This is a genomic window from Bacillus sp. B15-48, assembly GCF_016879755.1.
In the GTDB taxonomy this organism is placed as follows: Bacteria; Bacillota; Bacilli; order Bacillales; family Cytobacillaceae; genus Mesobacillus_B.
Genome location: NZ_WOFU01000006.1, coordinates 70,586 through 95,695 on the forward strand (window position 1 = coordinate 70,586; position 25,110 = coordinate 95,695).

Here is a 25,110-nt window from a genome sequence, read left to right on the forward strand (position 1 = left end):
AATATTTAGAATAATTTAAAGCTAAAAGTGTTTTGGAACTTTTTTCCGTTTAACTCGTATAAGTATTTTGTAGAGGAGGAAAGAATATATGGGATTAATTTTAGAGAATGTGACAAAGAGGTTTGGAAAATTTACCGCCGTCGATCACCTGTCGTTAAAAATCCCTGAACAAGAGATTTTTGGGTTTTTAGGTGCAAATGGGGCGGGAAAAACGACGACATTCCGAATGATTATCGGTTTGCTAGAACCAACAGCAGGCAATATAACGCTCAATGGGAAGCGAATTGATTATTCCACAAGTTCAATCATAGGCTATCTTCCTGAAGAAAGAGGACTTTATCCGAAGTTGAAAGTAAAGGATCAAATTGTCTATTTAGCGCGTTTAAGAGGCATGCAAAAGCAAGATACGTTAAAACAGCTAGATTACTGGCTTGAAAGATTCAAAGTGCCAGAATATGTTGATAAAAAGGTAGAAGAGCTTTCGAAGGGGAATCAACAAAAAATTCAATTTCTAGCCGCAGTCATCCATCAGCCAAAGCTATTGATACTTGATGAGCCATTTAGCGGTCTTGATCCAGTGAATGTTGAATTGTTGAAGCAGGCGGTCGTCGATTTAAAAGAAGCAGGAACAACGATTGTTTTTGCCAGCCATCGAATGGAACATGTTGAGGAAATGTGTGAAAATCTATGCATTATGCAAAATGGAAAACCAATTGTTCACGGAACGTTGAAAGAGATTAAACGCTCATTTGGGAAAAAGAATTTAGTTATCCATGGTGACTTTGACCTTCGTTTTCTTGAAGACTATCATGGCGTAACGAAGGCGAAGTTTACACCAGAAGGCGTTCATTTGCAAATTACTGGTGAACATATTGCAGAGTCAATCTTGAAAGAGATTGTTGGCAAAGGATTTATCCGTAAATTTGTGCTAGAAGAACCTTCCTTAAACGATATATTTATCGAAAAGGCAGGTGCTTCTTATGAATAACTTTTTCACGATTTTCTTTCATACATATTTAACGAAATTAAAAACAAAATCGTTCATTTTTACAACGATCATTACCGCTTTGATTTTATTCACGCTGACGAATATTCCAAGAATTATTGACTTTTTTGAAAAAGATGGGGAAGTCGAACAGATTGCTGTGATCGATGAATCGGGGCAACTGTTAGAACCATTGCAACAGCAAGTCGCGATGATGAATGAAAGCCTTGAGCTGAGTGAGTTCACTGGCAGTGTAGAGGAAGCGGAAGCACAAATTGAAACAGGAGAATATATTGGATTGCTACACTTAACGCTGACGGCTGATCAACTGCCGGCGGCAACGTATAAAGCGATGAGTATGACCGATTCTTCAGTCGTATTCGATTTGCAAGCAAGTTTGCAACAGCTAAAAACAATGATGGCCTCGACCTACTTAAATTTGACTCAAGAGGAGCTCGCGCAAATTTACGAGCCCGTTTCCTTTGAGCGAGTTGCCCTTGCCGAAGATGCAAAAACAGAGGAAGAGTTGAATCAGGCGCGGGGACTCGTATATGTGCTATTATTCATTATTTACTTCTCAGTCATTATGTATGCTAGTATGATTGCCACAGAGGTAGCGACAGAAAAGTCTTCGCGAGTAATGGAAATATTAATTTCAAGTGTTTCCCCAATCAAACAAATGTTTGCGAAAATTCTCGGGATTGGATTATTGTCATTGACGCAGTTAGTCGTATTTTTACTCGTTGGTTATGTGGCTGTGAAACAGAATCTTGAAACAATGGAAGGTGGATTTTTCGAGTTTTTTGGATTCGGAAATATTTCAGTTGAAACGATCACTTATGCGATTGTTTTTACGCTTCTCGGCTATTTTCTCTATGCGACCTTGGCCGCTTTCCTAGGTTCATTAGTCAGCCGAATTGAGGACGTTAATCAAATGATTACACCGATGACGTTCTTAGTAGTTGGTGGCTTTATGATTGCGATGTTCGGTTTAGGGAAGCCTGAAGCAACTTTCGTGACGATTACCTCGTATATTCCGTTCTTTTCACCGATGATTATGTTTTTAAGGGTAGGGATGTTGAATATTCCTACGTGGGAAGTGGCTTTATCAATTGGAATTCTCGTCGTAACGATCGTGCTGTTAGCGATCTTCGGTGCTCGTGTGTACCGAGGTGGTGTTTTGATGTATGGAAAGTCAAATTCGTTTAAAGATATTAAAACTGCCTTGCAATTAACGAAGAAAGAATAAGGAATTTGGAAGTCAGGCCCTTGGCCTGGCTTTTATTAAGGGGTTATTTGCTACTGGATGGGGTGTTTTTTGCTTGTTAGGTGGGGGTTCTCTACGGAATTTGCGATTTACTCTACACTTTGCTTGTTTTATTCTACGAAAATATCGATATACTCTACACTTTCCTAGTTTTACTCTACGAAAACCCCAGTTCACTCTACAAAAGCCATAAACTGGGAAACAACAGTATCCCCCCTGCAAAAGGCAAGCCTACAAAATTATAAAATAGGAACGTGCATTCGTATGTGTAGGGTGGTAAAATGGAGACAAGAAAGAAAGCGAAAGGAAACAAATCGTGTATGAAAAAAGTAACTTTTTTGCATTGTGCTGATTTACATTTGGATAGCCCGATGAAGGGGCTTAAGCACTTAGCGGATGAAGTTTTTCTTCGTCTACAAGAAAGCACGTTTCAAGCACTGACGAACATCACCGATCTCGCTATTAAAAAAAAGGTCGATTTTGTCTTAATTGCTGGCGATGTTTTTGATGGAGAAAATCGCAGTATCCGCGTCCAGGCGAGGTTTCGGAACGAAATGGAGCGGCTCGCCAAAAACGGAATCGACGTTTATATGATTCACGGAAATCATGACCATCTAGGAGGGAATTATATAAAACTAAACTGGCCGGAAAATGTCCACGTGTTCAATGATTCGGTCGAAGTAATGACATTTACAAAACAAGATGGGACGTCCGTTCATTTATATGGTTTTAGTTACCCGAAACGCCATGTTACGGATCGATGGATTGACCAATATGTAAAGCGTTCAGGCGCTGATTTTCATATCGGCCTTTTACATGGTCACTTTGAAGGGGCAAGCGATCACGGCAAATATGCGCCATTTCGTTTGGCTGACTTATTGGAAAAGCAATTTGATTATTGGGCTCTCGGGCATATTCACAAAAGGGAAGTTCTTTCTGTTGAGCCGCCGATTATTTATCCTGGCAATACCCAAGGACGAAATCGCAAGGAGCTGGCTGAAAAGGGCTGTTATCTCGTAGAAATGACCGAAAGCGGGACGGAGTGCACCTTTCATGAAACATATGATATTTTATGGCAAGAGAAGACAATCGATGCTGCAGGTGTGAAGGAGTTCACCCAACTATTTGATCTTTGCAGGCAGGTCATTGAGGAAAGCCGGATTGACAAAAAAGGGGTTATTTTAACTTTAAAAATGGACAACCTTGAAAGTGAGCTTGATGCGAATGTAAAAAGAGAATGGCTTGAAGCGCTTCAGGAACAAGAAAAGGCCGAGAAGGACTTTGTCTGGATTCGTGAGCTCCATTTCACTTTAGCTCATCACCTAGATCGTTCTCAGTTCATAGCCCAAGCTGACTTTTATCAGGAATTGTTTTCAGCCGCAGATCAATTCGACAGTTGGGAAGATGCGTTAGCTCCTCTATATCGTCATCACATCGCCAGAAAGTATTTAACAGAATTAACAGACGAGGAAAAGAGTCAATTGCTGAACGAAGCGGAAAGAAAGCTGCTTCAGCTGCTCCATCAACAATAATTAGGAAAGGAGGGGGAATACAGTGCGCTTAATTGAATTACATATATATGGGTACGGCAAACTTGAAAATGTAAAGATAACGAAATTAGAAAATCTCCAAGTCTTTTATGGCGAAAATGAAGCTGGTAAATCAACAATCATGTCCTTTATACATAGCATTTTATTTGGGTTTCCGACAAAGCAGCAGGCAGAATTAAGATATGAGCCAAAACTGAACTCAAAATATGGCGGCTTAATTAAGGCGAGCTTTAAAGATAAAGGATTGGTCGTCATTGAGAGGGTGAAGGGAAAAGCAGCAGGAGATGTTACCGTCACGCTTGAGAGTGGTGAGATTGGTGGAGAGGAGCTATTAACCGAATTGCTCGGTGGGATGGATAAAAACACGTTTCAAGGTATCTTTTCGTTTAATCTGCACGGATTGCAGAATATCCACCAGCTGAAAGGCGATGAGCTTGGGAGGTACTTATTTTCAGCAGGTGCACTTGGAACAGATAAGCTTCTCTTTGCTGAAAACCAATTGCATAAGGAAATGGAACAACGATTTAAACCAGGTGGAAAAAAGCCGCGTCTCAATGAAAAGTTAAAGGAATTGCGTCAAGTACATGAGGCATTAAAAAAAGCAGAAACTGAAAACGATGAATACGGTGAGTTGCTTACATTCAAAGCAGAAAAGACGGAACGATTAGCGGAACTTAATAGACAATTAAAGGATATTGAGCATCGTATATCTCGTTTTAAGGAATTAGACCGGGTTAGAGCGAACATTATCGAAGAAAACGAGCTACAATCGAAACTGGCAGCGAGCGGTGATTTATCCTTTCCGACGGATGGGTTAGTAAGACTAGAGCGATTGGGTGAACAGAAACATCGTCTCCAAGCCCGACTATCTTGGCTTGAAGAACAAGAGAAAGCTCTCGAAGCAGAGGCAACAAGAGTAAAACCTGATGTTGATTTACTTCAGAATGAAGCAGCCGTTTCGACTCAGTTAGAGGCCTTTCCCGTTTACCAGCAACTAAGTCAAGAAAAAGACAAACTGCAAATAAGGGTACAGGAATTAAACGATGAGATCTCTAATATTAATGATCAACTTCATGTACAATATACAGAAGATATGATCGCCAATGTAAGCACAAGTCTTGTCGTTAAAGATCAGGCAGACGAACTTCAATTAAAGCAACAGCAGCTTCAAGCGCGAAAACGAACATTAGATGAAAGTTTTCAAGATGAAAAAATGGCGATGGTTGAGCTTGAAAAATCAGCGGAATTTTTCCAAGAAAAGCTGCTTGATGATGAAACAAGAACGAAAATAGAACATCAGCTATCTGCTTATGAAAAACAGAAACATCTTAAAGACGAGTATGAAAGAATTAAAGACCAATTGGCTTCTTTGAAAATAGCCAAACAACTATGGCAAACGAGTCAAAAACGCCAAAGCGGACAAATGTTGATGCTTGGTTTGGTTTGCTTAATTTTAATCGGGACTGGAATAGTGAATAGTCAATGGATATTAACCGGCATCGGCACAGTGGGACTTATCTTTAGTTTATTTATGTATTTCCGCTCTGGGCAACGAAGCACCGAGCTGAATGTTGATTTTGACGAAAACACATTTGCCTCCCTCCAGAAACGGGAGCAAGAATTAAAAGCACAATTAAAAGAGACAACGGGTTTTGATTCTGTTTTCACTAGGGAAACATTGCAGGCAGACACAGAAAATCGTCGCAGATTCATGGATGTTTCCGCGAGGTTAGAGCAGCAAACGAATCGGTATGAGCGAGTGATTCAAGCGTTTGAAAAATGGGAAACAGAGCGCAATCAATTAAATCAAAAACAAGCAGAGATGGCGGAGAGTCTCTTGCTTCCAGAAGAATCAGGAAACAGAAACATTTATGATGCTGTTTTGCTCGTTGAGAAATTAAAGCAATTATTCCGAGAGAAGGCTAGAATCGAAGAGCAATTGGCGATGCTTGAGGTAAGGAAAGGAGAGCAAGCCACTAAATTTGCGAATATAGCTGAACGTTTTCTTGACCATCGCACCCTTCCAATCGAGGAGATTGTTGTGCTCCTAAGAAAAAAGCTTCGTGAAGAAATTGATCGTCAAGCAAAATATCGTGAAGCGGTAAACAAGCTGAGCGAATTACGTGAAGAGCATTCTCAACTAAAGCAAGAATTCGCACAAATCATCGCAGAGGAGACAAATCTTTTTACTCTTGCAGCAGTTAGTGATGAGGAGGGGTTCCGTCTGCAGGCGAAGCGTGCGGAACAGATTAGTGACTGGGAAACAAGGATAACAAATTTATCATTCCAACTAGATGCGGCAAATATCACAGCAGCTGAACGTGAAGCGATTTATCAAGGAATAAAGCCAAGTGAAGAGCTTGAGCAGGCGTTGGGGGTGCTTGAGGCTTGCAAACAAGAACAAAGCCAGCTTCATGATCAATTGGCGGAGATTAAACATCGTATGGGGTTACTTGAAGAAGGCGGTCTTTATGGTGAGTTATTGCATAAATACGAGCAACTAAAAGATGAGTTTGCGGAAGAGGCGAAAGAATGGGCGGAATTTGCCGTTTCCAAGGCAGTTCTCGCGCAGACGGTTGAAACGTACAAAACAGAAAAGCTACCAAAGCTTCTTGAAAAAGCAGCAGACTATTTACAGTTGCTAACAGCTAATGAGTATAAAAGAATTATTCCGCAACAAACAGGAAGCGGTTTTCTCGTCGAAAGAAAAGACTATCTTTTATTTGAAGCAAATGAATTAAGTCAAGCGACGGCAGAACAAGTGTATGTCTCTTTAAGACTAGCCTTGACAGCAACCTTGTTTTCTAGGTATCCTTTTCCAATCATTATTGATGATAGCTTCGTTAATTTTGATGAAAAAAGAACGAAACGAATGATTGCGTTATTAAGGAGTTTCTCCGAAAACCAAATCTTATATTTTACTTGTCATAAGCATCTTCTTACACAATTTCATCAAGGAGAAATCGTAAAATTAGCGGAGAAATCGGAGAAATTAGTGATTTAAACTAAATTGTAATGGAAGTCGATCGAAAATGTTTAAGAGATGGAAGGGAGTTTACGTATGAGTAAAGGAATTCTTGATTTTGAAGTGGGGGAACAAGTTGAAAAGTTTCTTCTAATAAAGACAACAAACAAAGGAATTGCTAGCAATGGGAAGCCGTTTTTAACTTTGATCTTCCAAGATCAAAGCGGGGAGATTGAGGCAAAGCTATGGGATGTTTCTGATGGGGATGAGACAAAGTACAGTCCAGAGAGCATTGTGAAAGTGTTAGGGGATATTCAAAATTACCGTGGGCGTTTACAGCTTAAACTTAGGCAAATACGCCCGGCAAATGCCAGCGATGCTGTGAAAGTTAGTGATTTTCTCGAGACAGCTCCATTGGAAAAGGATGAAATGTCCGCGAAAATTACTCAGTTTATTTTTGAAATGAGAAATCCAAACATTCAACGGATTACTCGGCATTTATTAAAAAAGCATCAAGATGCCTTTTATGATTATCCAGCGGCAACGAAAAACCATCATGAATTTGTTTCAGGGCTTGCTTATCATGTCGTTTCCATGCTTGATTTAGCAAAGTCCATTTCTGATTTATACCCAAGTTTGGATAAGGATTTATTATATGCCGGGGTGATTCTTCACGATCTTGGAAAGGTTTATGAATTATCAGGTTCTGTCGCAGCTTCTTACACGGTCGAGGGAAACCTTCTTGGTCATATTTCAATTATGGTCAATGAAATCGGCAAAGCTGCCGAAGAACTCGGTATTGTTGGTGAAGAGGTGACCGTTTTACAGCATATTGTCCTTAGTCACCACGGAAAGGCAGAGTGGGGCAGCCCGAAACCGCCGTTAATTAAAGAGGCGGAGATTCTCCACTATATTGATAATCTTGATGCGAAAATGAATATGCTTGATCGAGCGCTAACTAGGGTCAAGCCTGGGGAGTACACAGAAAGAGTATTTGCCCTTGATAACCGTTCGTTCTATAAGCCGAGTTTTCATAAATAATAGGGTGAATTTAGTAGAAAAGGGCCGTTTAGGCTCTTTTTCCTTTTTTTTTGCATATGTCCTGTCTACGTTTCATAGAGTAATAACAAAATAGGACAACCTTTATTTGAAGGAGATGGAGAAATGACTGTACCAATTTGGGTATTAGCAGTGGCAGCTGGAATTATTGTGAGCGCGGTTATGGCGATTAAAGCAGGAAAAGAAGAACGAGAAGTTGAATTGGAAATCATCGAGCGTGAAGGGGAAGTATATATGGAAAGACTAGCGAAAGAGAGAGAGAAGCGACAAGGTTCATTAGGCACGTAAAAAGGGTTCCGCAATGGAACCCTTTTTTTGTGACGTTGTACTACGTGCCCGCGCCTCCAGTGAATAAGGAAACCAGTCACCTAATTCTTCCTCGATAATCGACCATCGTATACTGACCAATTAACCTAACTTATTCACCCAAAATTCCTTGTAAATCTTTGTCGTTAATCTTTACGTTTGCATCCTTTAATTCTTGTTGGAGCGTTTGTTGTAATGATGCGGCATCGACTTTTGTTAGTTTCAATTCATATTCAAGTTCGTCTCTCATCTCTTCAAATGATGGTTTTTCATTTTTCTCGGTTACTTTAATGATGTGCCAACCATGCATAGTTTGAACAGGTTCACTAATTTCATCAACATCAAGAGCATAAGCTGCTTCCTCAAACTCAGGAACCATCACGCCCGTTCCAAAGAAGTTTAAGTCACCACCGCGCTCTGCAGATACGGTATCAATTGAATGCTCTTCAGCAAGCTTCGCAAAGTCTTCACCAGCTTCAAGTTTGCCTTTTAGTTCTTTTGCCGTTTCTTCATCTTCCACAAGGATATGACTCGCTCTTATCTCAGGCTGATATTCATCATATTTTTCCTGCAGCTCTTCTTCCGTCACTTCGATATCTCTTAACGCGGCCTTTTCAATTAGAAGTTGGTCGTGCAGAAGATCACTTAAGGCGTCTTCATCTTCAATCTGGTTTTGGAGGAGAACCATTTCAAAGTTGTCCCCATATTGTTCTTTCATATCATTAATGGCTTTATTAATCTCTTCATCGGTTACTTCATATTTTTCAGAAAGGACTTTTCGATATAAAATTTGTTGGAGAGCGGCTTGTCCAACCTGCCCCTTCATTTCTTCATATAATTCGTTTTTCGTTATATTCCCAGCATCCGACTCAACAATCACTTCTGATTCATCATTTCCATTACAAGCGGTTAAGGTTAAAATTCCAGCTGCGATGGTTATAGGCAAAATCCACTTTTTCACTCTAAACAACTCCTACGAAAATTCTATGGCGATTCAAATTCCACAAGAAATACTATAACACAAACTAACGCCGTGACAAAAAAATAATTATTAAATATTCCCATTGTCCAATTGGGCAAACATCCAACCAGAAGGAAAAAAGTCCACATAGGATAATCATGTAAAGAGATAAAGGAGGTATTGTTAATGGGTCACTTCGCTGGAGGCTTTGCGTTAATTGTAGTTCTGTTCATTCTGTTAATTATTGTAGGCTCTGCTTTCGTTTGTTAAGAAATTCTGGATTTAGCTAGATAAATGCCCATGCGAAAGTAGGATGAGCCGAATAGGATATTTTATAACGATTGGAGGGAGGTGTCTTTATGGGCGGAGGATACGGTGCAGGCTTTGCTTTACTCGTCGTATTGTTTATTTTGCTCGTTATTGTAGGTGCTGCTTGGTTCTAAACCAACCAACAACTATAATAAATTGCATTTAAAAACGGTGAGGTGGTCTCCTCACCGTTTTTAAATTACAGCATGGTGTTATGGTAGCTATTTTAGTTCAGCTGTTTTACGTCCTGCGAATCGTTGTTATACTTGTATAAACGCAACTGTTAAGACTCCATTGTTTTTAAGTGAATACGATTTTTACATAGGACGAGACTAATAAAATCGTAATCAATATATTAATGGTTTGAAATACTCCAGGTTGACGTTCTTCTGGAATATCCTTTTGCGTACAGAGGGAGTCTGTAAACTTGTTGATAAAGTATAAAATGAAACTTGCATAGAAGATGGACAAAATAAAAATGGAGATCATCTAAGATTCCCTCCTTTTTACGTATAGTATGATAAATACATTATCAAATCTTTATAAAAAAAGATAGCCTTTTCCACATAACAGAATAAGATTTTCTAACCCATTCGGGCAATAAATGGTAATATATGAACAATAAGGATTGGAAAAAGGGGTAGAAACGATGTCAAATGACGATTTAATGAAAAAAATAAACATGCTCGAGTACCATCAAAAATTGTTGTTAAAAATGGTCGGGCATTCCCGATTGAATTTTTATTATTTAATTATAGAAAATTCACTTAGTCAAGAAGAGGCCGACCGCATCCTTATGAATTGTGAAAATCTGAGCAAGGACCTTCAAAAACAGAAAGCGGAGGGTTTTGTTTACTTTCATCCGCTTTACAAACAATTTAAACTATTTTTAGAGCCAAAGCTTAATGCAGACGAGGTTATCGCTGCATGTCTTGAGCAAGGGCTTTATGTTCCACTCATGCAAGAGTTAAAGAAATACAGTGAACTTTAAACAAGTTCCTCGGTCGTTTTTTTCTTGCGCAACTTTCCGTCTTCCTCTTCAAATCGGTTTTCTATATTTGTAAAAGATTTCTCGAAAATTTGGACGAAATCATCACCATAAATATTACGGACGATTGCCATAATTTCAATAATTTCAGGAAACTTTCCATACAATTCTTTTAAAGGCATACTACCAGAGAAAACACTATTATTGTCTGGCTCAAATGCTTCCATTAATGCGACTAAGACTTCTTCACCCTGCTCTGTTAGTTTAATATACGTGTTTCTTTTATCATTCTCTTTTTTTGAAAACTCAAGAAGGCCCCTTTCTTCAAGCTTTTTCGAAAAGTTAAATGCTGTCGATACATGCATAACACCAAATTTCGCTACATCAGAAATGGAAGCACCACCTAGGTGATAAGCAATCCATAAAATATGGTGTTCATTGATGTTAAGGTCAAATGGCTTGATCCATTGCTGCCAATCTTTCTCGACAGTCTTCCATAGAGCTTTGCTTAACTGAGCTATCCTTTGACTAAATATCATTGCTTCTTTCATTGAATAATTTTTCTCACTCATCCCCATACTCACCTACTTTTTATAAAAGTTTCATATTAACATTATGCCAATAAAACAATAAATAATAAAGATAAATTTCTAAATTTTTAGAAATATTTTTTTCCAGTACTCCTTTTTTAAAAAAAGAAAAGACAATAAATGGTCAATGATAAATATCACATTTATATATATTTCTTCCTCAAGGTGAAAAATCCTTCACAATATGTTGAATGTGAAGGATTTTTCGTTATTTTTGTAAATTATTAGCAAGTTTCTTTTCTAAATCATCAATGGTACGTTCGATTTCCGTTATTTCTTTCTTTAATTCAAGTTTATTTACCTCGGTATCGACCTTCCAGTCATTTACAGCGATTTTGACATCATGAATGAACTCGCTTATGGTTGTTTTTCCTTCTTTTGAAGCAGTCGTAATTGAATCTTTTAATTGGGACAGAGCTGTTTTTAATTCTTCGAGCTCATTTTTAAAAACATCTTTATTTTCGATAATTTTTTTTCGTGTTTCTTTTCCTGAAGCAGGAGCGGTTAGTATAGTTGCAATGCCTGCAGCAGCAGCCCCAGTAAGAATTCCTAGAAATAATGATTTCCCGTCCATTTTTACCACCTCAACATTTCTATTATTAGCAGCTGAAAGGGAGTGCAAACATGAAGAGTTAATATTCTATATATATCATTCTACAAGAACACCAAAAATCCTCTATTTGAATGCTGGCTCCCTAATGGTAGAAAAAGAACTCGCGGCTGCGAGTTCTAAAGTTGTTGTGTATTGGCTTGCACGAGTTTTGTTCTTTTGAAGATATTGATTGCGATTGGAAACAGAATCACCATAAATACAGCATTGAATGCAATTGCCGGAAGAACGGCTCCTGCAAATAGCCCGACAAAGGCCCCAGGCAATCCGACGATAAAATAAGCGGAAGCCAAGAATACAGTACCGGAAATAATCGTTCCGATTGCTGATAACACCGCGGCATTAACGACAGAGCCGCTAAATTTTTTGAATATCATTAACAAGCCATAGAAGGCGAACGCTGTTACCAATTTATCAATGATGTTTGGAATTTGTCCGCCCGGAAATCCTGTTGTCATCGCTGATAAAATTCCCGTTACAAGACCAACGAGTAAGACACTCTTTTTGTCCGGAAACAGAAGTATTCCTAAAAACATCATCGTCAGCATCATATCTGGCTTCATTCCAAGAACAAATGGCGGAACAATTGCATGGAGGACAACTCCCATCCCCATTAAAACGGCAAGCGCAACTAAATTCTTTGTATTCATTTCTGATCTCTCCTCAGCTATTCTAGCTATTTTTTTTCTTCTCCTGCAGTGCTCTCTAGCCTGCAGCGAAAAGGTTGCTATTATTATAGCATATCTTTTATCGCATAAAGAGTTAATTTTTTTACACTAATAGGAAATTCGCTAAATAGAAACTTTAAATAAGGTTGCGTCTGTCTTCACTGAATGTTGACTTCACTGCGTCTGAAAAATAAGCGGATAAATTCCGCCTAAACTGGGAAATACCGATATTTCCTTTAAAATAAGGGGAGTTTTTCCGGCTATATGATCAAAACCTTTGGATTTTGTCTGATTTAGAGCAGTTAAGCGGAATTCCTCCGCTTATATCTGCTTCTTAAGCTTCTCCTATCTACATTAACAGGAAAATCTCCGCTTATTCATTTTCAAACCTACACAAAAGTGGTGTTCTCTACTGAATTTGCGATTTACTCTACACTTTGCTTGTTTTACTCTACGAAAACATCGATTTACTCTACACTTTGCTTGTTTTACTCTACGAAAACATCGATTTACTCTACACTTTACTTGTTTTACTCTACGAAAACCCCCAGTTTACTCTCAAAAATCCATAAACTGGAAACGCGCCGGCATCACCACTCCTAACGCCAAGCCTATAAAATTAATCGATGCGGAGAAGGCGAATATGGTTTTGAGTAAAATTCGCAATCAAAAGCAAAATAGCAAGGTATAAACCCTTGCTATTTCTAATGTTTTTTTATCTAATCTCTCTAGCTTTACAAATTGCCCTACATTTTATAGGGCAAATTGACGTTTTGAAATAGGAAACGGAACCCGTTAATGAAAAAACGGATACTTTCCTATCAGCTCAGCGATCAATTATTTTGTTCTAAACTCTTTCATAAATTGAGCCAGTACTTCCACGTGCTCTAAAGGCACTGCGTTATAGATGGAGGCACGGCACCCACCGACGGAACGGTGACCATTTAAACCAGTAAACCCTCGTTGCTTCGCCTCTGCGAGGAAAGCGTCCGTTAATTCTTGGTTTTCGAGAGTGAACGTTACATTCATCAATGAACGGCTGTCTAATTCTGCATGTCCCTTATAGAAGCCATTGCTTCCGTCGATCTCATTATAGAGAAGGTCGGCTTTTTGTTTGTTTAGTTTTTCGAGCGCGGCTGCTCCACCGAGTGAATCCGCCCACTCAAGAACGAGTTTTAACAAGTAAACAGCCAAAGTTGGCGGTGTATTATAAAGTGAGTTATTGCTTGCTTGCGTACGATAATCAAGCATCGTAGGCAATGAATCTTTCGACCTTTCGAGCAGCTCTTTTTTCACAATAACGACGGTTACTCCAGAAGGACCGAGGTTTTTTTGTGCGCCGGCATAAATTAACCCAAATTTGCTGACATCAATTGGGCGGCACATAATATCACTAGACATATCAGCGACAAGCGGGATCGATTGGGTGTCTGGGAAGTTATGCCATTGCGTCCCGTAAATCGTATTGTTTGATGTAATGTGTACATAAGCACCGTCCGTACTTAGTTGGCTAGCATCTAGAGTCGGGATTTGCTTGTAATTTCCATCTTTTCCGGAAGAGACGACTTCGGTTGCTCCAATCTTTTTCGCTTCCTTAAGAGCTTTTTCAGACCAAGAGCCAGTTAAAACATAAAGAGCTTTTTTGCCTTCTTCAAGAAGGTTCATTGGTACCATAGTGAATTGTAAGCTTGCTCCGCCTTGTAAAAATAAGACTTCGTAATCATCAGGAATATTGAGGAGCTTTCTTAATAAGGACTGTGCAGTGTCATTAATTTCCTCATAAGGCTTGCTGCGATGGCTCATTTCCATCACGTTCATTCCTGTTCCGTTGTAATTCATCCATTCTTGCTCCGCTTTTTTAAGCACTGCTTCCGGTAAAGCGGTTGGCCCAGCATTAAAATTGTAGGCACGTGTCATTTGAGATCCCCCCGATAAAGTTTTCACTGTATTCCAGCAAAGAGGTAAAATTTTAAATCAATGCTACCAGATATTCGACAAAATTTCTATTTTTCAGACGAAAAAAATAAAAAAAAACTTCCGCAGGAGCAGAAGTTAGATGTTATTCTTAATTTCTCCGGCGATTTGTTTTAATTCATCTGATGATTCCTCATGGGTTTTCCATACAGCTCCAAAGCCGTCACCTTTGCCGTATCGCGGAATGATATGCATGTGGAAATGGAAGACCGATTGTCCAGCGTGTTCACCGTTATTATTGATTGTATTTAAGCCAATCGGGTTAAAAGCTTTTTTCACTGCGTTTGCAATTTTGGGAACCTCTTTAAATAGGTTGGCAGCTTCTTCTTCTGATAATTCAAAAACATTTTCTTTATGTACTTTTGGAATAACGAGGGTATGTCCCTTTGTTACTGGACTAATATCCAAAAACGCGTAAACATGGTCATTTTCGTAAACTTTTTGTGATGGAATCTCACCATTAATGATCTTACAAAAAATGCAATCGGACATCGTTTTCAACCTTCCTTTCTTTTTCAACGCTACCTCGTATTTTATCATATCAATTGATTGGATAGAAGGCAGTCAGTGAAAACAAAAGACAGGATTCCCGTAAGAATCCTGCCCTGAAGGGGAAACCTTGCTCCAAATGTTAATGCCTTCAAATTGCCTAGCTAATCAGGAATGCCTTTGATAAACACCTCATTTATAATGTGATGTGTCAATAAAACGGCCCTGTGTTCAATCGAACCATCCCCTATTCGTTTTAAGTTGGAAACAACTTCAACGTTTAGAGCGGATGTATGTCTGCGGCAAACACCTCATTTGTAAGTGTTTTTAAAAGCTTGGTTTAGCAAGAACTTTGTCCAACGCAACCAGCCCCTTGAAGGATTAGTAAGAAGCGTTTCTACAGCGAATTACTTGTCTTTAACAGACACCTCATTTCGACTGAGTGAATATGTTTTCCCCTTCATAGATTATCATGTCCGAACTCGAGAATTTTATAACCGTTTTTTAAAAAAAGATGAAAGGGCTGTTTCTGTTTTTGTCTTCTCATTTTTGTTAATATAAGTACTATACGAGAAGTGGAGGACGTTGCCGATGGCTTTATTAGAGATAAACGAAATCACTGGCGGTTATACGAAGAATCCAGTGCTTAAAGATGTCAGCTTTCGTGTAAGTGCGAATGAAATTGTTGGGTTAATCGGTTTAAATGGAGCTGGAAAGAGTACAACGATTAAACATGTCATTGGCTTGATGGAGCCGCATCAAGGGGAAATTAAAATCAATGGACGTACGATTAAAGAAGGGCGAGAAGCATATCGGAAACAATTTACGTTTATTCCTGAAACGCCAATTCTTTATGACGAGTTAACGTTAGAGGAGCATCTCAAACTGACCTCAATGGCCTATGGACTTCAAGAATCTGTATATAAGGAACGGGTCGGGGGGCTCTTAAAAGAATTTCGGATGGAAAAACGTCTAAAGTGGTTCCCGGCTCATTTTTCAAAAGGGATGAGACAAAAAGTGATGATTATGTGTGCCTTTTTAGTTCAACCTTCCCTATACATTGTTGATGAACCATTTGTTGGTCTTGATCCACTTGGTATTCAATCTTTGCTTGATCTAATGAAAAGAATGAAAGACAATGGCGCGGGGATTTTGATGTCTACTCATATTTTGGCCACTGCTGAAAGGTATTGCGATCGCTTTGTGATTCTTCACGAAGGAAAGGTACGTGCACAAGGGACATTAAGGGAGTTGCAAACTCAGTTCGACATGCCTGAAGCGACACTAGATGATTTATATATTCAACTGACAAAGGAAGAGAATCATGTTTAAGGCGGAAACTTTATGGAAGCAGCGTTTTGGCCAATTTTTAAAAGAGACAAGCAGATACTTACGTTATATTTTTAATGGTCATCTCGTTATTGTTCTCTTGTTTTTGCTTGGAACAGCTGGATTTTATTATCAAGAGTGGATTCATACGCTTGATGCCAATTTTCCAGCAGCGGCAATCAGCGCCATTATTCTTGCCCTTGCACTTACATACAGCCCGATTTTGACGTTGTTAACGGAGCCGGATAAAATGTTTATGCTTCCGCTCGAGTCGAAATTAGGCGATTATTTCAAACGGACGGGTATCTTAAGTTTCTTTCTTCAGGCATATCTATTATTAATTTTACTTGCAGTTGTCATGCCGATGTATGTGAAGGTAACGGATGGAAGTTTTCGTTCGTTTTTCCCGTTTTTCCTTTTCCTTCTTGGTTTAAAGGCATTAAATCTTTTTATTCGTTGGAAAGTTCAATTTTATATCGAAAAAAATACACATATCACCGATTCGCTCGTTCGGTTTTCTGTGAATATCGTCGTGTTGTATTTATTATTTTCAGGAGCGAATCCTTTTATTGTTTTAATCCCTGCTTTATTATTAGTCCTCTTATATGTTTACTATCGTGGCCAGACGAGAGAAAAGGGGTTGAAATGGGAATTATTAATTGAGCTCGAAGAAAAGCGGATGGGTGCTTTTTACCGTGTCGCTAATTTATTTACCGATGTCCCTAAACTTAAAGATCGGGTGAAAAGGAGAAAATGGCTTGATTTTCTCGCTGAACGAATCAAATACGGTCAAGACAATACATTTTCCCATTTATTTGTTCGGACGTTTTTCCGCTCCGGCGACTATTTTGGCTTGTTCACGCGTTTAACCATCATCGGAGCTATCACTATTTATTTTTTAACTTACGGATTAGGGCAAGTCGTCCTTGCATTATTATTCCTGTATTTAACTGGTTTTCAACTTTTGCCGCTTTGGAATCATCATCAACATAAACTATGGGTGGATCTCTATCCTCTTCAATCAGCAACAAAGGAAAAAGCATTTACACGTTTGCTTTCAGTTGTACTAGCGGTCCAGTCCCTTCTATTTGGCCTTGTCATCTCGTTGAAGCTGGAGTGGGGACTAGCAGCTGTTTCAGTGTTGCTTGGGTTGGTTTTTACCGTGTTTTTTGTTTATTTTTATAGTAAAAAAAGGAGGCAGTCATGACGAAAATCCTTTTCAGCATAGAATGGTAAAGTTGAAAAGGATTTATGAAACGAGGACTTCTCTTTTGGTAATTCGAACAAGGGGTGAATGGAATGAATGAATATGAACTCCAAGTGTATGATGAGGTAATTGACTGGAAACATAAAATCCGCAAGCGTTCAACGATTTTAACGAGAGCATCAAAAAAGATGCAATCGAAATTCAATCGGATGATTCCTGAAAAAGCACATCAAGTGATGACTGAAGCCATTAAGAAAATGGTGAAAGCGACATTGACTGGATCTGACTTTACAACGAAAAGGCATCAAGGGACTGGGCTTTCATTGAAAGAACGAGATGCATTGTTAAATCAGAAGTTGGTTTCCTATCGGAAAACAGCGATGCTCGAAGGGGCAGGAACGGGAGCCGGCGGTTTGTTTTTAGGGTTAGCTGATTTTCCACTGCTTTTGTCAATCAAGATGAAATTTTTATTTGAAGCGGCATCGATTTATGGGTATGATCCTTCCGAGTATGAAGAAAGATTGTTCGTTTTACATGTGTTCCAGCTCGCATTTTCAAGTGATGAAAAACGACGGGAAACGATGGATATTATAGAAGAGTGGGAGACGCGGAAGCAGAGTCTATTAGAGATGGACTGGCAAAAGTTTCAGCAGGAATATCGAGATTATATCGATTTAGTTAAAATGGCTCAGCTACTACCAGGTATTGGGGCTGTCGTTGGTGCTTATGCGAATTATAATCTATTGGATCGGCTTGGTGAAACGGCGATGAATGCCTATCGGTTACGAATATTAAAAACTCCCCCAGTCAGCTAATTCGTGTTTGCCCGGGGGAGTTTTCTGCTAAAATCAATAAGAATTTTGGTACTCAATCGCAGCAAGACCGAGGGTTTTTGCTGCGATTAGCATCGCCTTTTCATTAAAGTCAAACTGCGGATGATGATGAGGAAACGCTTCTAATTTCCCTTCTGGACGGGCTCCAGTGAAGAAAAACGTTCCTTTCACATGTTGCAAATAATACGCAAAATCCTCCCCAGCCATATCAGGCTCTGTTTCTTCCACTTTCTCAACTTCAGGTATTTGTAATGCGCATTTTGCGACCAGTTCTGTTTCTGTCTCATGGTTAACAACGGCTGGATAACCGCGGAAATACGTGTAGTCGTACGTACAATCATTCGCTAGGCAAGTACCTTGTATCACTCTCTCAAGCTCCTGTTCAACTAAATCACGCGTTTCCTCGTTGAATGTCCTTGCTGTCCCGACAAGCTTCGCCTTATCAGCAATAACATTAAAGGCATTCTCAGCAACAAATGAGGCGACAGTAACAACCGCTGGATCAACCGGTTTGACTCTGCGGCTAACTACTTGCTGGAGGTTCATGACAAGTTGGGAGGCAGCAACAATCGCATCCTTCGATTTATGTGGTTGCGCACCGTGACCGCCTTTTCCTTGAATGGTAACTTCAAAACGGTCAGCGGCTGCCATAAATGGTCCGACTCGGTGGTGAATCGTTCCGGTCGGGAGCGTCGCCCATAAATGGGTTCCGAAGATCACATCAACCCCATCAAGACATCCAGCTTCAATCATCGGTTTTGCTCCTCCTGGTGCATATTCTTCTGCATGTTGATGGATGATTACATATGTACCAGAAAGGTTTTTGCGCATATGATGCAACACTTCTGCTAGAACAAGAAGTGTAGCTGTGTGCCCATCGTGACCGCAGGCGTGCATAACCCCTGGTACTTTTGATTTAAAGGGAAGATCATTTTCCTCTTGAATCGGTAAGGCGTCAAAGTCAGCACGCAGAGCGACTGTTTTCCCAGGATTTTCCCCATAAATTTTCGCAACAACTCCATTCCCACCAACATTGGCTGTTACTTCAATCCCTAATTTTTCATAAAAGGATTGAATATATTTCGCCGTGTTGACTTCTTGAAAGGATAATTCTGGATGTTGATGGAGAAATCTTCTAATTTCAACCATTTCCGTATAGGAGTCTTCAAGCCTCGTAAAAAGTAAATCTTTCAAAATGAAACTCTCCTCTCACGGGTATCATTAATTATAGATTATAACATTAAACGGGTGATTAAAATGGAAAAGCCTTTTGAACATCCGTTGATTTCAGAAGGCTTCTCATGGATATTTTTCCTCTAAAAGGAATTTGAATTTACAGAATTTAATTGCAAAGAGAGAATCAGTTTCTCGGCTTTGAAACGTTATTCTTCTTCGGCTATACTATATGTGGTGATATAGGAGGGGCCGGCGAAAATATTTGGCGGTTGGGCTCCAGTTTTTTGCTTTTTATGAGCCATTTGAAAAGCATCTGTTTCTTTCCATTTGCTGAAAGCGGCTTCGTTTTCCCATAATGTTAAAATGACATACGTGTTCGATACGAGTGGACGGAGAACACGAATAGCAGCGAAACCAGGTTGATGTTCAATTTTGCCTTGGCGGTTTTTAAACTGATATTCGAACAAAGGCCGTCCTTCATCTGTTACCGGAATATGATTTAACACTGCATAACCTGCTTTATCAAAAGAGCCAACTGAATTGATCACCTCGTATTTTCTTGGCTGATTAAAAATCGTCTTTCCGCTTGTTTCATGGAAAAGAACAGCGGAGTCATCATCCCCCATAAGCAATATTTTTTCTTGAGGATGCTTGGTCATTAATTTTTTTAAAAACTCTAATGTACCTGAAGTAATATAAAAATTCAACAATAAACACCTCTTTCGACCATCTTTCCTTTATTATACAGATGGTTGAAACGAATATAAAAGCTTAAGAAAAATAAGTTTTCAATAAAAAACGTCAATTTTATGACAATTTTTATTCTATCCTTTTAAATACATAGTTAAAAAGGATATAGTGGTGTATAGTCGTAGTCGAGATGACATCGATTCCTTTTAAATGATCACAGTGATACGTGAAAGGTGGATTTTATTAAATGAGCAAAGTGATTAACGATACATTTTTAAAAGCTGCAAGGGGAGAGCGAACGGATTATGTACCGGCTTGGTATATGCGTCAAGCTGGACGCTCCCAGCCAGAGTACCGGGCAATAAAAGAAAAATACTCGTTATTTGAAATTACCCATCAGCCAGAATTATGTGCTTATGTAACAAGATTACCTGTTGAACAATACGATGTAGATGCAGCGATTTTATATAAAGATATTATGACCCCTCTGCCAGCGATTGGTGTAGATGTTGAGATTCAGTCAGGGATTGGTCCGGTTATTTCAAATCCAATTACTTCAGTTGCAGACGTAGAGAAACTTGGAGAGTTCAATCCGGAAGAAGATGTTCCATACGTAATTGAGACGATCAAACTATTGACTGAGGAACAGCTTTCTGTTCCATTAATTGGCTTTTCGGGTGCACCGTTTACTTTGGCTAGCTATATGATTGAGGGTGGGCCTTCAAAAAACTATAATAAAACGAAAGCTTTCATGTATTCTGAACCAAAAGCGTGGTTTGCGTTAATGGACAAGCTAGCGGACGTTTCGATTCGTTATGTGAAAGCACAAATAAAGGCTGGAGCAAAAGCGATTCAAATTTTCGATTCTTGGGTAGGAGCATTAAACGTTCAAGATTATCGTTATTATATTAAACCAATCATGCACCGTATTTTCTCCGAATTAAGGGAAGAAAATGTTCCGCTTATTATGTTTGGTGTCGGAGCAAGTCATCTTGCAAAGGAATGGCATGATCTTCCACTTGATGTCGTTGGACTTGATTGGCGTTTGCAAATTAAAGATGCGCGTGAAATGGGCATTCAAAAGACGGTTCAAGGTAATTTAGATCCAGCGATTCTCCTCGCTCCTTGGGACGTGATTGAGGAGAGGGCGAAGGCGATTCTTGATCAAGGAATGGAACAGCCGGGATATATTTTCAATCTAGGTCATGGTGTGTTCCCGTCAGTAAATCCAGAAACATTGAAAAAATTAACAAGCTTCGTCCATGAATATTCTGCAGCAAAATTAGGGCGTTAAAGATGATTGAGAGGTGCAAACACAAACATGAGTAAACAGAAAATGGGATTGCTTGTTATGGCCTACGGGACTCCATATAAAGAGGAAGACATCGAAAGGTACTATACCCATATTCGTCGTGGACGTAAGCCCTCCGAGGAGATGCTTAATGATTTAAAAAGCCGCTATGAAGCAATCGGCGGCATTTCTCCTTTAGCGAAAATTACGCAGGAACAAGGAGAAAAACTTGAGGCATACTTAAATGAGATCCAGGATCAGTATGAATTTAAAATGTATCTTGGACTTAAGCATATTGAACCATTCATTGAAGATGCTGTGAAACAAATGCATGAAGATGGCATTGAAAGAGCCGTCAGCATTGTTCTAGCTCCACATTTTTCTACCTTCAGCGTCAAGTCTTATAATGGCCGGGCGAAGGAAGAGGCTGAAAGACTTGGTGGTCCTGCAATTGTATCGGTAGAAAGTTGGTATGATGAACCTAAATTTATTCAATATTGGGTTGACCGCGTAAAGGAAACATTCCATTCCATGCCAGTAGATGAAAGAAATCATGCCGCGCTCATTGTGTCAGCACATAGCTTACCTGAAAAGATTTTGCAACTTGGCGATCCTTATCCAGAACAATTGCAGAAAACAGCTGAAATGATTGCAGACGGAGCGGGTGTGAAAAATGTTGTGGTTGGCTGGCAAAGTGCCGGAAACACGCCTGAACCGTGGCTTGGACCAGATGTCCAAGATTTAACTAGAGACTTGTTTGCTGAACATCAATACAAAGCATTCGTCTATGTGCCTGCTGGATTTGTTGCGGATCATCTTGAGGTACTCTATGACAATGATTATGAATGTAAGGTTGTTACAGATGAATTAGGTGCGTCTTATTATCGACCAGAAATGCCCAATGCACAGCGAGAATTTATCGATGTTTTAGCAACCGTCATTTTAAAAAAACTACCGTAAAAGTGAATCCAAAAGTAAAGTAGGCGATACCTTTGATAGATGGAAAAAAGAGAGTTGTCATTGTGGGGGCAGGGATTACTGGATTGACAGCTGCATACTATCTACAAAAACATGTCCGTGAACATAACTTGCCCGTTGAAGTCAAACTCATAGAGGCAACCAATCGTGTTGGTGGCAAATTGCAATCGGTTAAAAAAGAGGGCTTTATGATCGAACGGGGCCCTGACTCCTTTTTAGAGCGAAAAGAAAGTGCAGCCAGACTTGCCCGTGAAGTTGGGCTTGGAGATAAGATAATTAATAATTCAGCTGGTAAATCGTATATTTTTGTGAAGGAACAACTTCATCCGATGCCCGGTGGTTCGGTAATGGGGATACCTGCGGAGCTTGGCCCATTTGTTACGACAAAATTATTTTCTTGGCCGGGAAAAATTAGAGCTGCAGCAGACTTTATCCTTCCTCCATCGGAGGCAAAAGAGGATCAAGCGGTAGGGACTTTTTTGCGGCGTCGCCTCGGGGATGAAGTCGTTGAAAATTTAGTTGAGCCGCTACTCTCTGGAATTTATGCTGGAGACATTGATCGAATGAGTTTGATGGCTACATTCCCTAACTTTTATCAGTTGGAACAAAAATATGGAAGTCTCGTCCGTGGAACGAAAAAAATGAAGCGAAAAGTACCAAAGCAACCAGGAGCGGAAACGAAGGCGCCTTCAAAAGGAATTTTTATTACAATCTCATCTGGTCTTCAATCATTTGCAGAAGCAATCGAAGCTAAACTTGAACCAGATTCAGTTCTAAAAGGAACACGAGTCGATAAAATATCGAAAGAAGAAGCTGGATATAAATTGAAGTTGAGTAATGGAGAAACATGGAAAGCAGATAGCATCCTTGTTACAACTCCACATGAATCAGCGATACAAATGTTTTCAGATTATGATGAGTTATTCGAAGGGTTTAAGGATATCCCATCAACGTCTGTTGCTACGGTTTCAATGGCTTTTCCTGCAGAAGTGATTAAGAAGGATATTGATGGTACTGGTTTTGTCGTTTCGCGGAATAGTGATAAAACGATTACAGCTTGTACTTGGACGCATAAAAAGTGGCCGCATTCAACTCCGAAAGGAAAGGTTCTCTTGCGCTGCTATGTTGGCCGCCCAGGAGATGAGGCAATTGTTGAACAACCAGACAATGAAATGATCAAGATTGTTCTTGAAGATTTGAGTAAAGCGATGGATATTACAGCTGACCCAGAATTTACGGTTGTAAGTCGTTGGAAAGAGTCAATGCCACAATATATAGTGGGTCATAAACAACGGGTAGAGTCGGTTAAAACAAGCCTGAAGTCAGAATTACCAGGAGTCTATATTGCGGGAAGCTCCTACGAGGGAATTGGAATTCCTGATTGTATTGACCAAGGAGAAGCAGCTGTTACGAACATATTAACCTTTTTAGAAAAACAATAAATAAAGAAGCCAGCCGTGTAATAAAATGTGCCCTTTCATATAGGACATTTTAGTAAACGGCTGGCTTTTAAATTTGTGAGAAATTTTTGAATTCAAAATGGATCCACAATAAGTTATTCTAAGATTCTGATAATCTAGTAATTAATTGGATTCATGCAAGTATCGCACTTGCTACCGTAGCACTCATGCTGTTCATTAATTGGTTCGCCGCACTCCGTGCAATTTTTAGCAGGCAAGTTTCTGAAAAACTCAACAATATTTTCAAGCATATTATTAACCCCCAAATTTTTAAGTGTGGTGATACAGTTATTAAGTTATTTACATTGTATTATAACAGTGTTGGTTGTGTCAATGATTGTTTTATAACAAATTTTCATGTGTTTTATAACAAATGTAAAAAATGCTAAAATAGGGAAAGTGAAGGATAGTAAAAAATAAGCAATTTGCTCTAGGAGGAATGAAAATGAAGCTAACTGTTATCGGTTGCTGGGGCGGTTATCCGAAAAAAAACGAAGCAAGCTCAGGCTATCTGCTAGAACATAACGGCTATAATTTACTCATTGATTGTGGAAGTGGCGTTCTTTCTAAGTTGCAAAATTATCTTCAACCACAACAATTAGACGCAGTATTGCTTTCCCATTATCATCCAGATCACAATGCCGATATTGGGGTGCTTTATCATGCTAGACTGATTCAAGGCCTATTAGGTACAAAGCCACCGACATTGCCGATTTATGGTCATCAGCTCGATGAGCGTGAGTTTGCAAACCTTACATATAAAAAGATTACAAAGGGCGTAGCCTTTGATCCAGAAAAAACGCTTCAGGTTGGTCCTTTCACCGTCTCTTTCTTACAAACGGTGCATCCAGTTCCCTGTTTTGCAATGAGGGTAGAAGCTGCTGGGAAAGTGCTCGTTTATACAGCGGATACATCTTATAAAGAGGAGTTTATCGCTTTTAGTAAACAGGCCGATCTCCTTCTTTGCGAGTGTAATTTCTACGGAAATCAAAGCGGAAAAGGTGCCGGCCATATGAACAGCTTTGATGCTGGAAATTTGGCAGCAGCAGCAGAAGTTCAACAATTAATTCTCACCCATTTGCCACATTATGGGGATACGAATCAATTAGTTATAGAAGCAAATCAAAAATATAATGGTCCAACACAATTAGCGAGCGAAGGTTTATCAATCATGTTATAAAATAAACTTCATTCATCGATGTTACTGACTTCGAAAACGTATGATTAGGTGTGAAATATGAACGTGCTGCTTTAGAGAAAGAATTAAGTGATATTGATGTAAAATATTATTTTGGAAATGTTTCTAAAGAGGAATTTTTAAGTCTACTTTATTAAATATAAACACGGTGTCTAAGATGGGTACCGTGTCTTTTTTTATAAAAAATACAATCAGAAATGGTTTTTTATGACTATTGATTTACTTTT

Annotated in this window: 27 protein-coding genes; 17 read left to right on the forward strand and 10 right to left on the reverse strand. The window is 39.3% G+C overall.

Translation table 11 applies throughout. The features are described from left to right. Positions 1 to 88: 88 nt before the first annotated feature. The 6 genes from GNT69_RS18030 to GNT69_RS18055 all read left to right on the forward strand — a co-directional run bounded on the left by GNT69_RS18030 (position 89) and on the right by GNT69_RS18055 (position 8,114). Positions 89 to 988: an ABC transporter ATP-binding protein gene (locus GNT69_RS18030; protein ID WP_203556382.1), complete on the forward strand. Its 900-nt coding sequence runs from the start codon at positions 89 to 91 to the stop codon at positions 986 to 988. After that, the gene (locus GNT69_RS18035; RefSeq protein WP_203556383.1) at positions 981 to 2,234 is read left to right on the forward strand and encodes an ABC transporter permease; all 1,254 of its coding nucleotides are present in this window, start codon (positions 981 to 983) and stop codon (positions 2,232 to 2,234) included. The genes GNT69_RS18030 and GNT69_RS18035 overlap by 8 nt, the downstream gene beginning before the upstream one ends. Before the next feature lie 299 nt (positions 2,235 to 2,533). Then, a complete protein-coding gene (locus GNT69_RS18040) occupies positions 2,534 to 3,784 on the forward strand; it encodes a metallophosphoesterase family protein (protein WP_239094322.1) in 1,251 nt (416 codons plus the stop codon). Positions 3,785 to 3,806: 22 nt separating this feature from the next. Continuing rightward, a complete protein-coding gene (locus tag GNT69_RS18045) occupies positions 3,807 to 6,806 on the forward strand; it encodes an AAA family ATPase (protein WP_203556384.1) in 3,000 nt (999 codons plus the stop codon). Between the two features lie 57 nt (positions 6,807 to 6,863). After that, positions 6,864 to 7,808 carry a 3'-5' exoribonuclease YhaM gene (gene yhaM / locus GNT69_RS18050; protein ID WP_203556385.1) on the forward strand — a complete coding sequence of 315 codons (945 nt, stop codon included), beginning with the start codon at positions 6,864 to 6,866 and terminating at the stop codon, positions 7,806 to 7,808. Between the two features lie 123 nt (positions 7,809 to 7,931). After that, positions 7,932 to 8,114 (forward strand): sporulation YhaL family protein, encoded by a 183-nt coding sequence (locus GNT69_RS18055; protein ID WP_203556386.1) that lies wholly within the window; start codon positions 7,932 to 7,934, stop codon positions 8,112 to 8,114. A gap of 130 nt (positions 8,115 to 8,244) precedes the next feature. On the opposite strand, the gene GNT69_RS18060 is transcribed toward GNT69_RS18055, so the two are convergent. Continuing rightward, positions 8,245 to 9,093 (reverse strand): peptidylprolyl isomerase, encoded by an 849-nt coding sequence (locus tag GNT69_RS18060; protein WP_203556387.1) that lies wholly within the window; start codon positions 9,091 to 9,093, stop codon positions 8,245 to 8,247. A 186-nt stretch (positions 9,094 to 9,279) separates the two neighbouring features. Between GNT69_RS18060 and GNT69_RS18065 the strand changes: the two genes are divergently transcribed. Both GNT69_RS18065 and GNT69_RS18070 read left to right on the forward strand, forming a co-directional pair. Then, positions 9,280 to 9,363, forward strand: a complete 84-nt coding sequence (locus GNT69_RS18065; protein ID WP_203556593.1) for a YjcZ family sporulation protein — start codon at positions 9,280 to 9,282, stop codon at positions 9,361 to 9,363. Positions 9,364 to 9,452: 89 nt separating this feature from the next. Beyond that, a complete protein-coding gene (locus GNT69_RS18070) occupies positions 9,453 to 9,536 on the forward strand; it encodes a YjcZ family sporulation protein (protein WP_203556594.1) in 84 nt (27 codons plus the stop codon). A gap of 166 nt (positions 9,537 to 9,702) precedes the next feature. On the opposite strand, the gene GNT69_RS18075 is transcribed toward GNT69_RS18070, so the two are convergent. Then, entirely contained in the window at positions 9,703 to 9,891 is a 189-nt protein-coding gene (locus GNT69_RS18075) for a hypothetical protein (RefSeq protein WP_203556388.1), read from the reverse strand. A gap of 160 nt (positions 9,892 to 10,051) precedes the next feature. Between GNT69_RS18075 and GNT69_RS18080 the strand changes: the two genes are divergently transcribed. Continuing rightward, positions 10,052 to 10,393 (forward strand): DUF1878 family protein, encoded by a 342-nt coding sequence (locus GNT69_RS18080; RefSeq protein WP_203556389.1) that lies wholly within the window; start codon positions 10,052 to 10,054, stop codon positions 10,391 to 10,393. Here the strand turns inward: GNT69_RS18080 and GNT69_RS18085 are convergent. From GNT69_RS18085 to GNT69_RS18105, 5 genes are all read right to left on the reverse strand, one after another. Then, entirely contained in the window at positions 10,390 to 10,962 is a 573-nt protein-coding gene (locus GNT69_RS18085; protein ID WP_203556390.1) for an HTH-type transcriptional regulator Hpr, read from the reverse strand. The genes GNT69_RS18080 and GNT69_RS18085 overlap by 4 nt on opposite strands. 226 nt (positions 10,963 to 11,188) lie before the next feature. Further along, entirely contained in the window at positions 11,189 to 11,554 is a 366-nt protein-coding gene (locus GNT69_RS18090) for a YtxH domain-containing protein (RefSeq protein ID WP_203556391.1), read from the reverse strand. 155 nt (positions 11,555 to 11,709) lie between these two features. Continuing rightward, positions 11,710 to 12,240, reverse strand: a complete 531-nt coding sequence (locus tag GNT69_RS18095) for a tryptophan transporter (RefSeq protein WP_203556392.1) — start codon at positions 12,238 to 12,240, stop codon at positions 11,710 to 11,712. 855 nt (positions 12,241 to 13,095) lie between these two features. After that, on the reverse strand, positions 13,096 to 14,175 hold the full coding sequence (serC, locus tag GNT69_RS18100; protein WP_203556393.1) for a 3-phosphoserine/phosphohydroxythreonine transaminase: 1,080 nt from the start codon (positions 14,173 to 14,175) through the stop codon (positions 13,096 to 13,098). Positions 14,176 to 14,310: 135 nt separating this feature from the next. After that, positions 14,311 to 14,772 carry an HIT family protein gene (locus tag GNT69_RS18105; RefSeq protein ID WP_203556394.1) on the reverse strand — a complete coding sequence of 154 codons (462 nt, stop codon included), beginning with the start codon at positions 14,770 to 14,772 and terminating at the stop codon, positions 14,311 to 14,313. Positions 14,773 to 15,312: 540 nt separating this feature from the next. Between GNT69_RS18105 and GNT69_RS18110 the strand changes: the two genes are divergently transcribed. The 3 genes from GNT69_RS18110 (at position 15,313) to GNT69_RS18120 (ending at position 18,072) form a co-directional block, all read left to right on the forward strand. Next, positions 15,313 to 16,053 (forward strand): ABC transporter ATP-binding protein, encoded by a 741-nt coding sequence (locus GNT69_RS18110; RefSeq protein WP_203556395.1) that lies wholly within the window; start codon positions 15,313 to 15,315, stop codon positions 16,051 to 16,053. Beyond that, positions 16,046 to 17,257 (forward strand): ABC transporter permease, encoded by a 1,212-nt coding sequence (locus tag GNT69_RS18115; protein WP_203556396.1) that lies wholly within the window; start codon positions 16,046 to 16,048, stop codon positions 17,255 to 17,257. Before GNT69_RS18110 ends, GNT69_RS18115 begins: the two co-directional genes overlap by 8 nt. 92 nt (positions 17,258 to 17,349) lie before the next feature. Beyond that, positions 17,350 to 18,072 (forward strand): EcsC family protein, encoded by a 723-nt coding sequence (locus tag GNT69_RS18120; RefSeq protein ID WP_203556397.1) that lies wholly within the window; start codon positions 17,350 to 17,352, stop codon positions 18,070 to 18,072. Positions 18,073 to 18,105: 33 nt separating this feature from the next. Here GNT69_RS18120 and GNT69_RS18125 read toward each other — a convergent pair whose 3' ends face one another. After that, positions 18,106 to 19,284, reverse strand: a complete 1,179-nt coding sequence (locus GNT69_RS18125; protein WP_275411249.1) for a M20 family metallopeptidase — start codon at positions 19,282 to 19,284, stop codon at positions 18,106 to 18,108. 188 nt (positions 19,285 to 19,472) lie between these two features. After that, complete coding sequence (locus tag GNT69_RS18130) at positions 19,473 to 19,973, reverse strand: antibiotic biosynthesis monooxygenase family protein (RefSeq protein WP_203556398.1); 501 nt, start codon at positions 19,971 to 19,973, stop codon at positions 19,473 to 19,475. A gap of 230 nt (positions 19,974 to 20,203) precedes the next feature. Between GNT69_RS18130 and hemE the strand changes: the two genes are divergently transcribed. The 3 genes from hemE to hemY are packed head-to-tail and all read left to right on the forward strand — an operon-like array spanning position 20,204 to position 23,667. Beyond that, positions 20,204 to 21,250, forward strand: coding sequence for a uroporphyrinogen decarboxylase (gene hemE / locus GNT69_RS18135; protein WP_203556399.1), 1,047 nt, complete (start codon positions 20,204 to 20,206; stop codon positions 21,248 to 21,250). 27 nt (positions 21,251 to 21,277) lie between these two features. Then, the gene (hemH, locus tag GNT69_RS18140; protein ID WP_203556400.1) at positions 21,278 to 22,207 is read left to right on the forward strand and encodes a ferrochelatase; all 930 of its coding nucleotides are present in this window, start codon (positions 21,278 to 21,280) and stop codon (positions 22,205 to 22,207) included. Positions 22,208 to 22,239: 32 nt separating this feature from the next. Beyond that, the gene (hemY, locus tag GNT69_RS18145; RefSeq protein WP_203556401.1) at positions 22,240 to 23,667 is read left to right on the forward strand and encodes a protoporphyrinogen oxidase; all 1,428 of its coding nucleotides are present in this window, start codon (positions 22,240 to 22,242) and stop codon (positions 23,665 to 23,667) included. Positions 23,668 to 23,801: 134 nt separating this feature from the next. Here hemY and yhfH read toward each other — a convergent pair whose 3' ends face one another. After that, positions 23,802 to 23,936 carry a protein YhfH gene (gene yhfH / locus GNT69_RS18150; protein ID WP_203556402.1) on the reverse strand — a complete coding sequence of 45 codons (135 nt, stop codon included), beginning with the start codon at positions 23,934 to 23,936 and terminating at the stop codon, positions 23,802 to 23,804. Between the two features lie 194 nt (positions 23,937 to 24,130). Between yhfH and GNT69_RS18155 the strand changes: the two genes are divergently transcribed. Beyond that, positions 24,131 to 24,865 carry an MBL fold metallo-hydrolase gene (locus GNT69_RS18155; RefSeq protein WP_203556403.1) on the forward strand — a complete coding sequence of 245 codons (735 nt, stop codon included), beginning with the start codon at positions 24,131 to 24,133 and terminating at the stop codon, positions 24,863 to 24,865. Between the two features lie 50 nt (positions 24,866 to 24,915). After that, positions 24,916 to 25,020, forward strand: a complete 105-nt coding sequence (locus GNT69_RS18160; RefSeq protein WP_203556404.1) for a lipoate protein ligase C-terminal domain-containing protein — start codon at positions 24,916 to 24,918, stop codon at positions 25,018 to 25,020. The last annotated feature ends 90 nt before the right edge of the window (positions 25,021 to 25,110 follow it).

Excerpts from the sequence above, each read along its gene's own strand:
- GNT69_RS18030 (WP_203556382.1), top strand. The coding sequence starts at position 89 with ATGGGATTAATTTTAGAGAATGTGACAAAGAGGTTTGGAAAATTTACC.
- GNT69_RS18035 (WP_203556383.1), top strand. The coding sequence starts at position 981 with ATGAATAACTTTTTCACGATTTTCTTTCATACATATTTAACGAAATTA.
- GNT69_RS18040 (WP_239094322.1), top strand. The coding sequence starts at position 2,534 with ATGGAGACAAGAAAGAAAGCGAAAGGAAACAAATCGTGTATGAAAAAA.
- yhaM (WP_203556385.1), top strand. The coding sequence starts at position 6,864 with ATGAGTAAAGGAATTCTTGATTTTGAAGTGGGGGAACAAGTTGAAAAG.
- GNT69_RS18055 (WP_203556386.1), top strand. The coding sequence starts at position 7,932 with ATGACTGTACCAATTTGGGTATTAGCAGTGGCAGCTGGAATTATTGTG.
- GNT69_RS18065 (WP_203556593.1), top strand. The coding sequence starts at position 9,280 with ATGGGTCACTTCGCTGGAGGCTTTGCGTTAATTGTAGTTCTGTTCATT.
- GNT69_RS18070 (WP_203556594.1), top strand. The coding sequence starts at position 9,453 with ATGGGCGGAGGATACGGTGCAGGCTTTGCTTTACTCGTCGTATTGTTT.
- GNT69_RS18075 (WP_203556388.1), bottom strand. The coding sequence starts at position 9,891 with ATGATCTCCATTTTTATTTTGTCCATCTTCTATGCAAGTTTCATTTTA.
- GNT69_RS18080 (WP_203556389.1), top strand. The coding sequence starts at position 10,052 with ATGTCAAATGACGATTTAATGAAAAAAATAAACATGCTCGAGTACCAT.
- GNT69_RS18085 (WP_203556390.1), bottom strand. The coding sequence starts at position 10,962 with ATGAGTGAGAAAAATTATTCAATGAAAGAAGCAATGATATTTAGTCAA.
- GNT69_RS18090 (WP_203556391.1), bottom strand. The coding sequence starts at position 11,554 with ATGGACGGGAAATCATTATTTCTAGGAATTCTTACTGGGGCTGCTGCT.
- GNT69_RS18095 (WP_203556392.1), bottom strand. The coding sequence starts at position 12,240 with ATGAATACAAAGAATTTAGTTGCGCTTGCCGTTTTAATGGGGATGGGA.
- serC (WP_203556393.1), bottom strand. The coding sequence starts at position 14,175 with ATGACACGTGCCTACAATTTTAATGCTGGGCCAACCGCTTTACCGGAA.
- GNT69_RS18105 (WP_203556394.1), bottom strand. The coding sequence starts at position 14,772 with ATGATAAAATACGAGGTAGCGTTGAAAAAGAAAGGAAGGTTGAAAACG.
- GNT69_RS18110 (WP_203556395.1), top strand. The coding sequence starts at position 15,313 with ATGGCTTTATTAGAGATAAACGAAATCACTGGCGGTTATACGAAGAAT.
- GNT69_RS18115 (WP_203556396.1), top strand. The coding sequence starts at position 16,046 with ATGTTTAAGGCGGAAACTTTATGGAAGCAGCGTTTTGGCCAATTTTTA.
- GNT69_RS18120 (WP_203556397.1), top strand. The coding sequence starts at position 17,350 with ATGAATGAATATGAACTCCAAGTGTATGATGAGGTAATTGACTGGAAA.
- hemE (WP_203556399.1), top strand. The coding sequence starts at position 20,204 with ATGAGCAAAGTGATTAACGATACATTTTTAAAAGCTGCAAGGGGAGAG.
- hemH (WP_203556400.1), top strand. The coding sequence starts at position 21,278 with ATGAGTAAACAGAAAATGGGATTGCTTGTTATGGCCTACGGGACTCCA.
- yhfH (WP_203556402.1), bottom strand. The coding sequence starts at position 23,936 with ATGCTTGAAAATATTGTTGAGTTTTTCAGAAACTTGCCTGCTAAAAAT.
- GNT69_RS18155 (WP_203556403.1), top strand. The coding sequence starts at position 24,131 with ATGAAGCTAACTGTTATCGGTTGCTGGGGCGGTTATCCGAAAAAAAAC.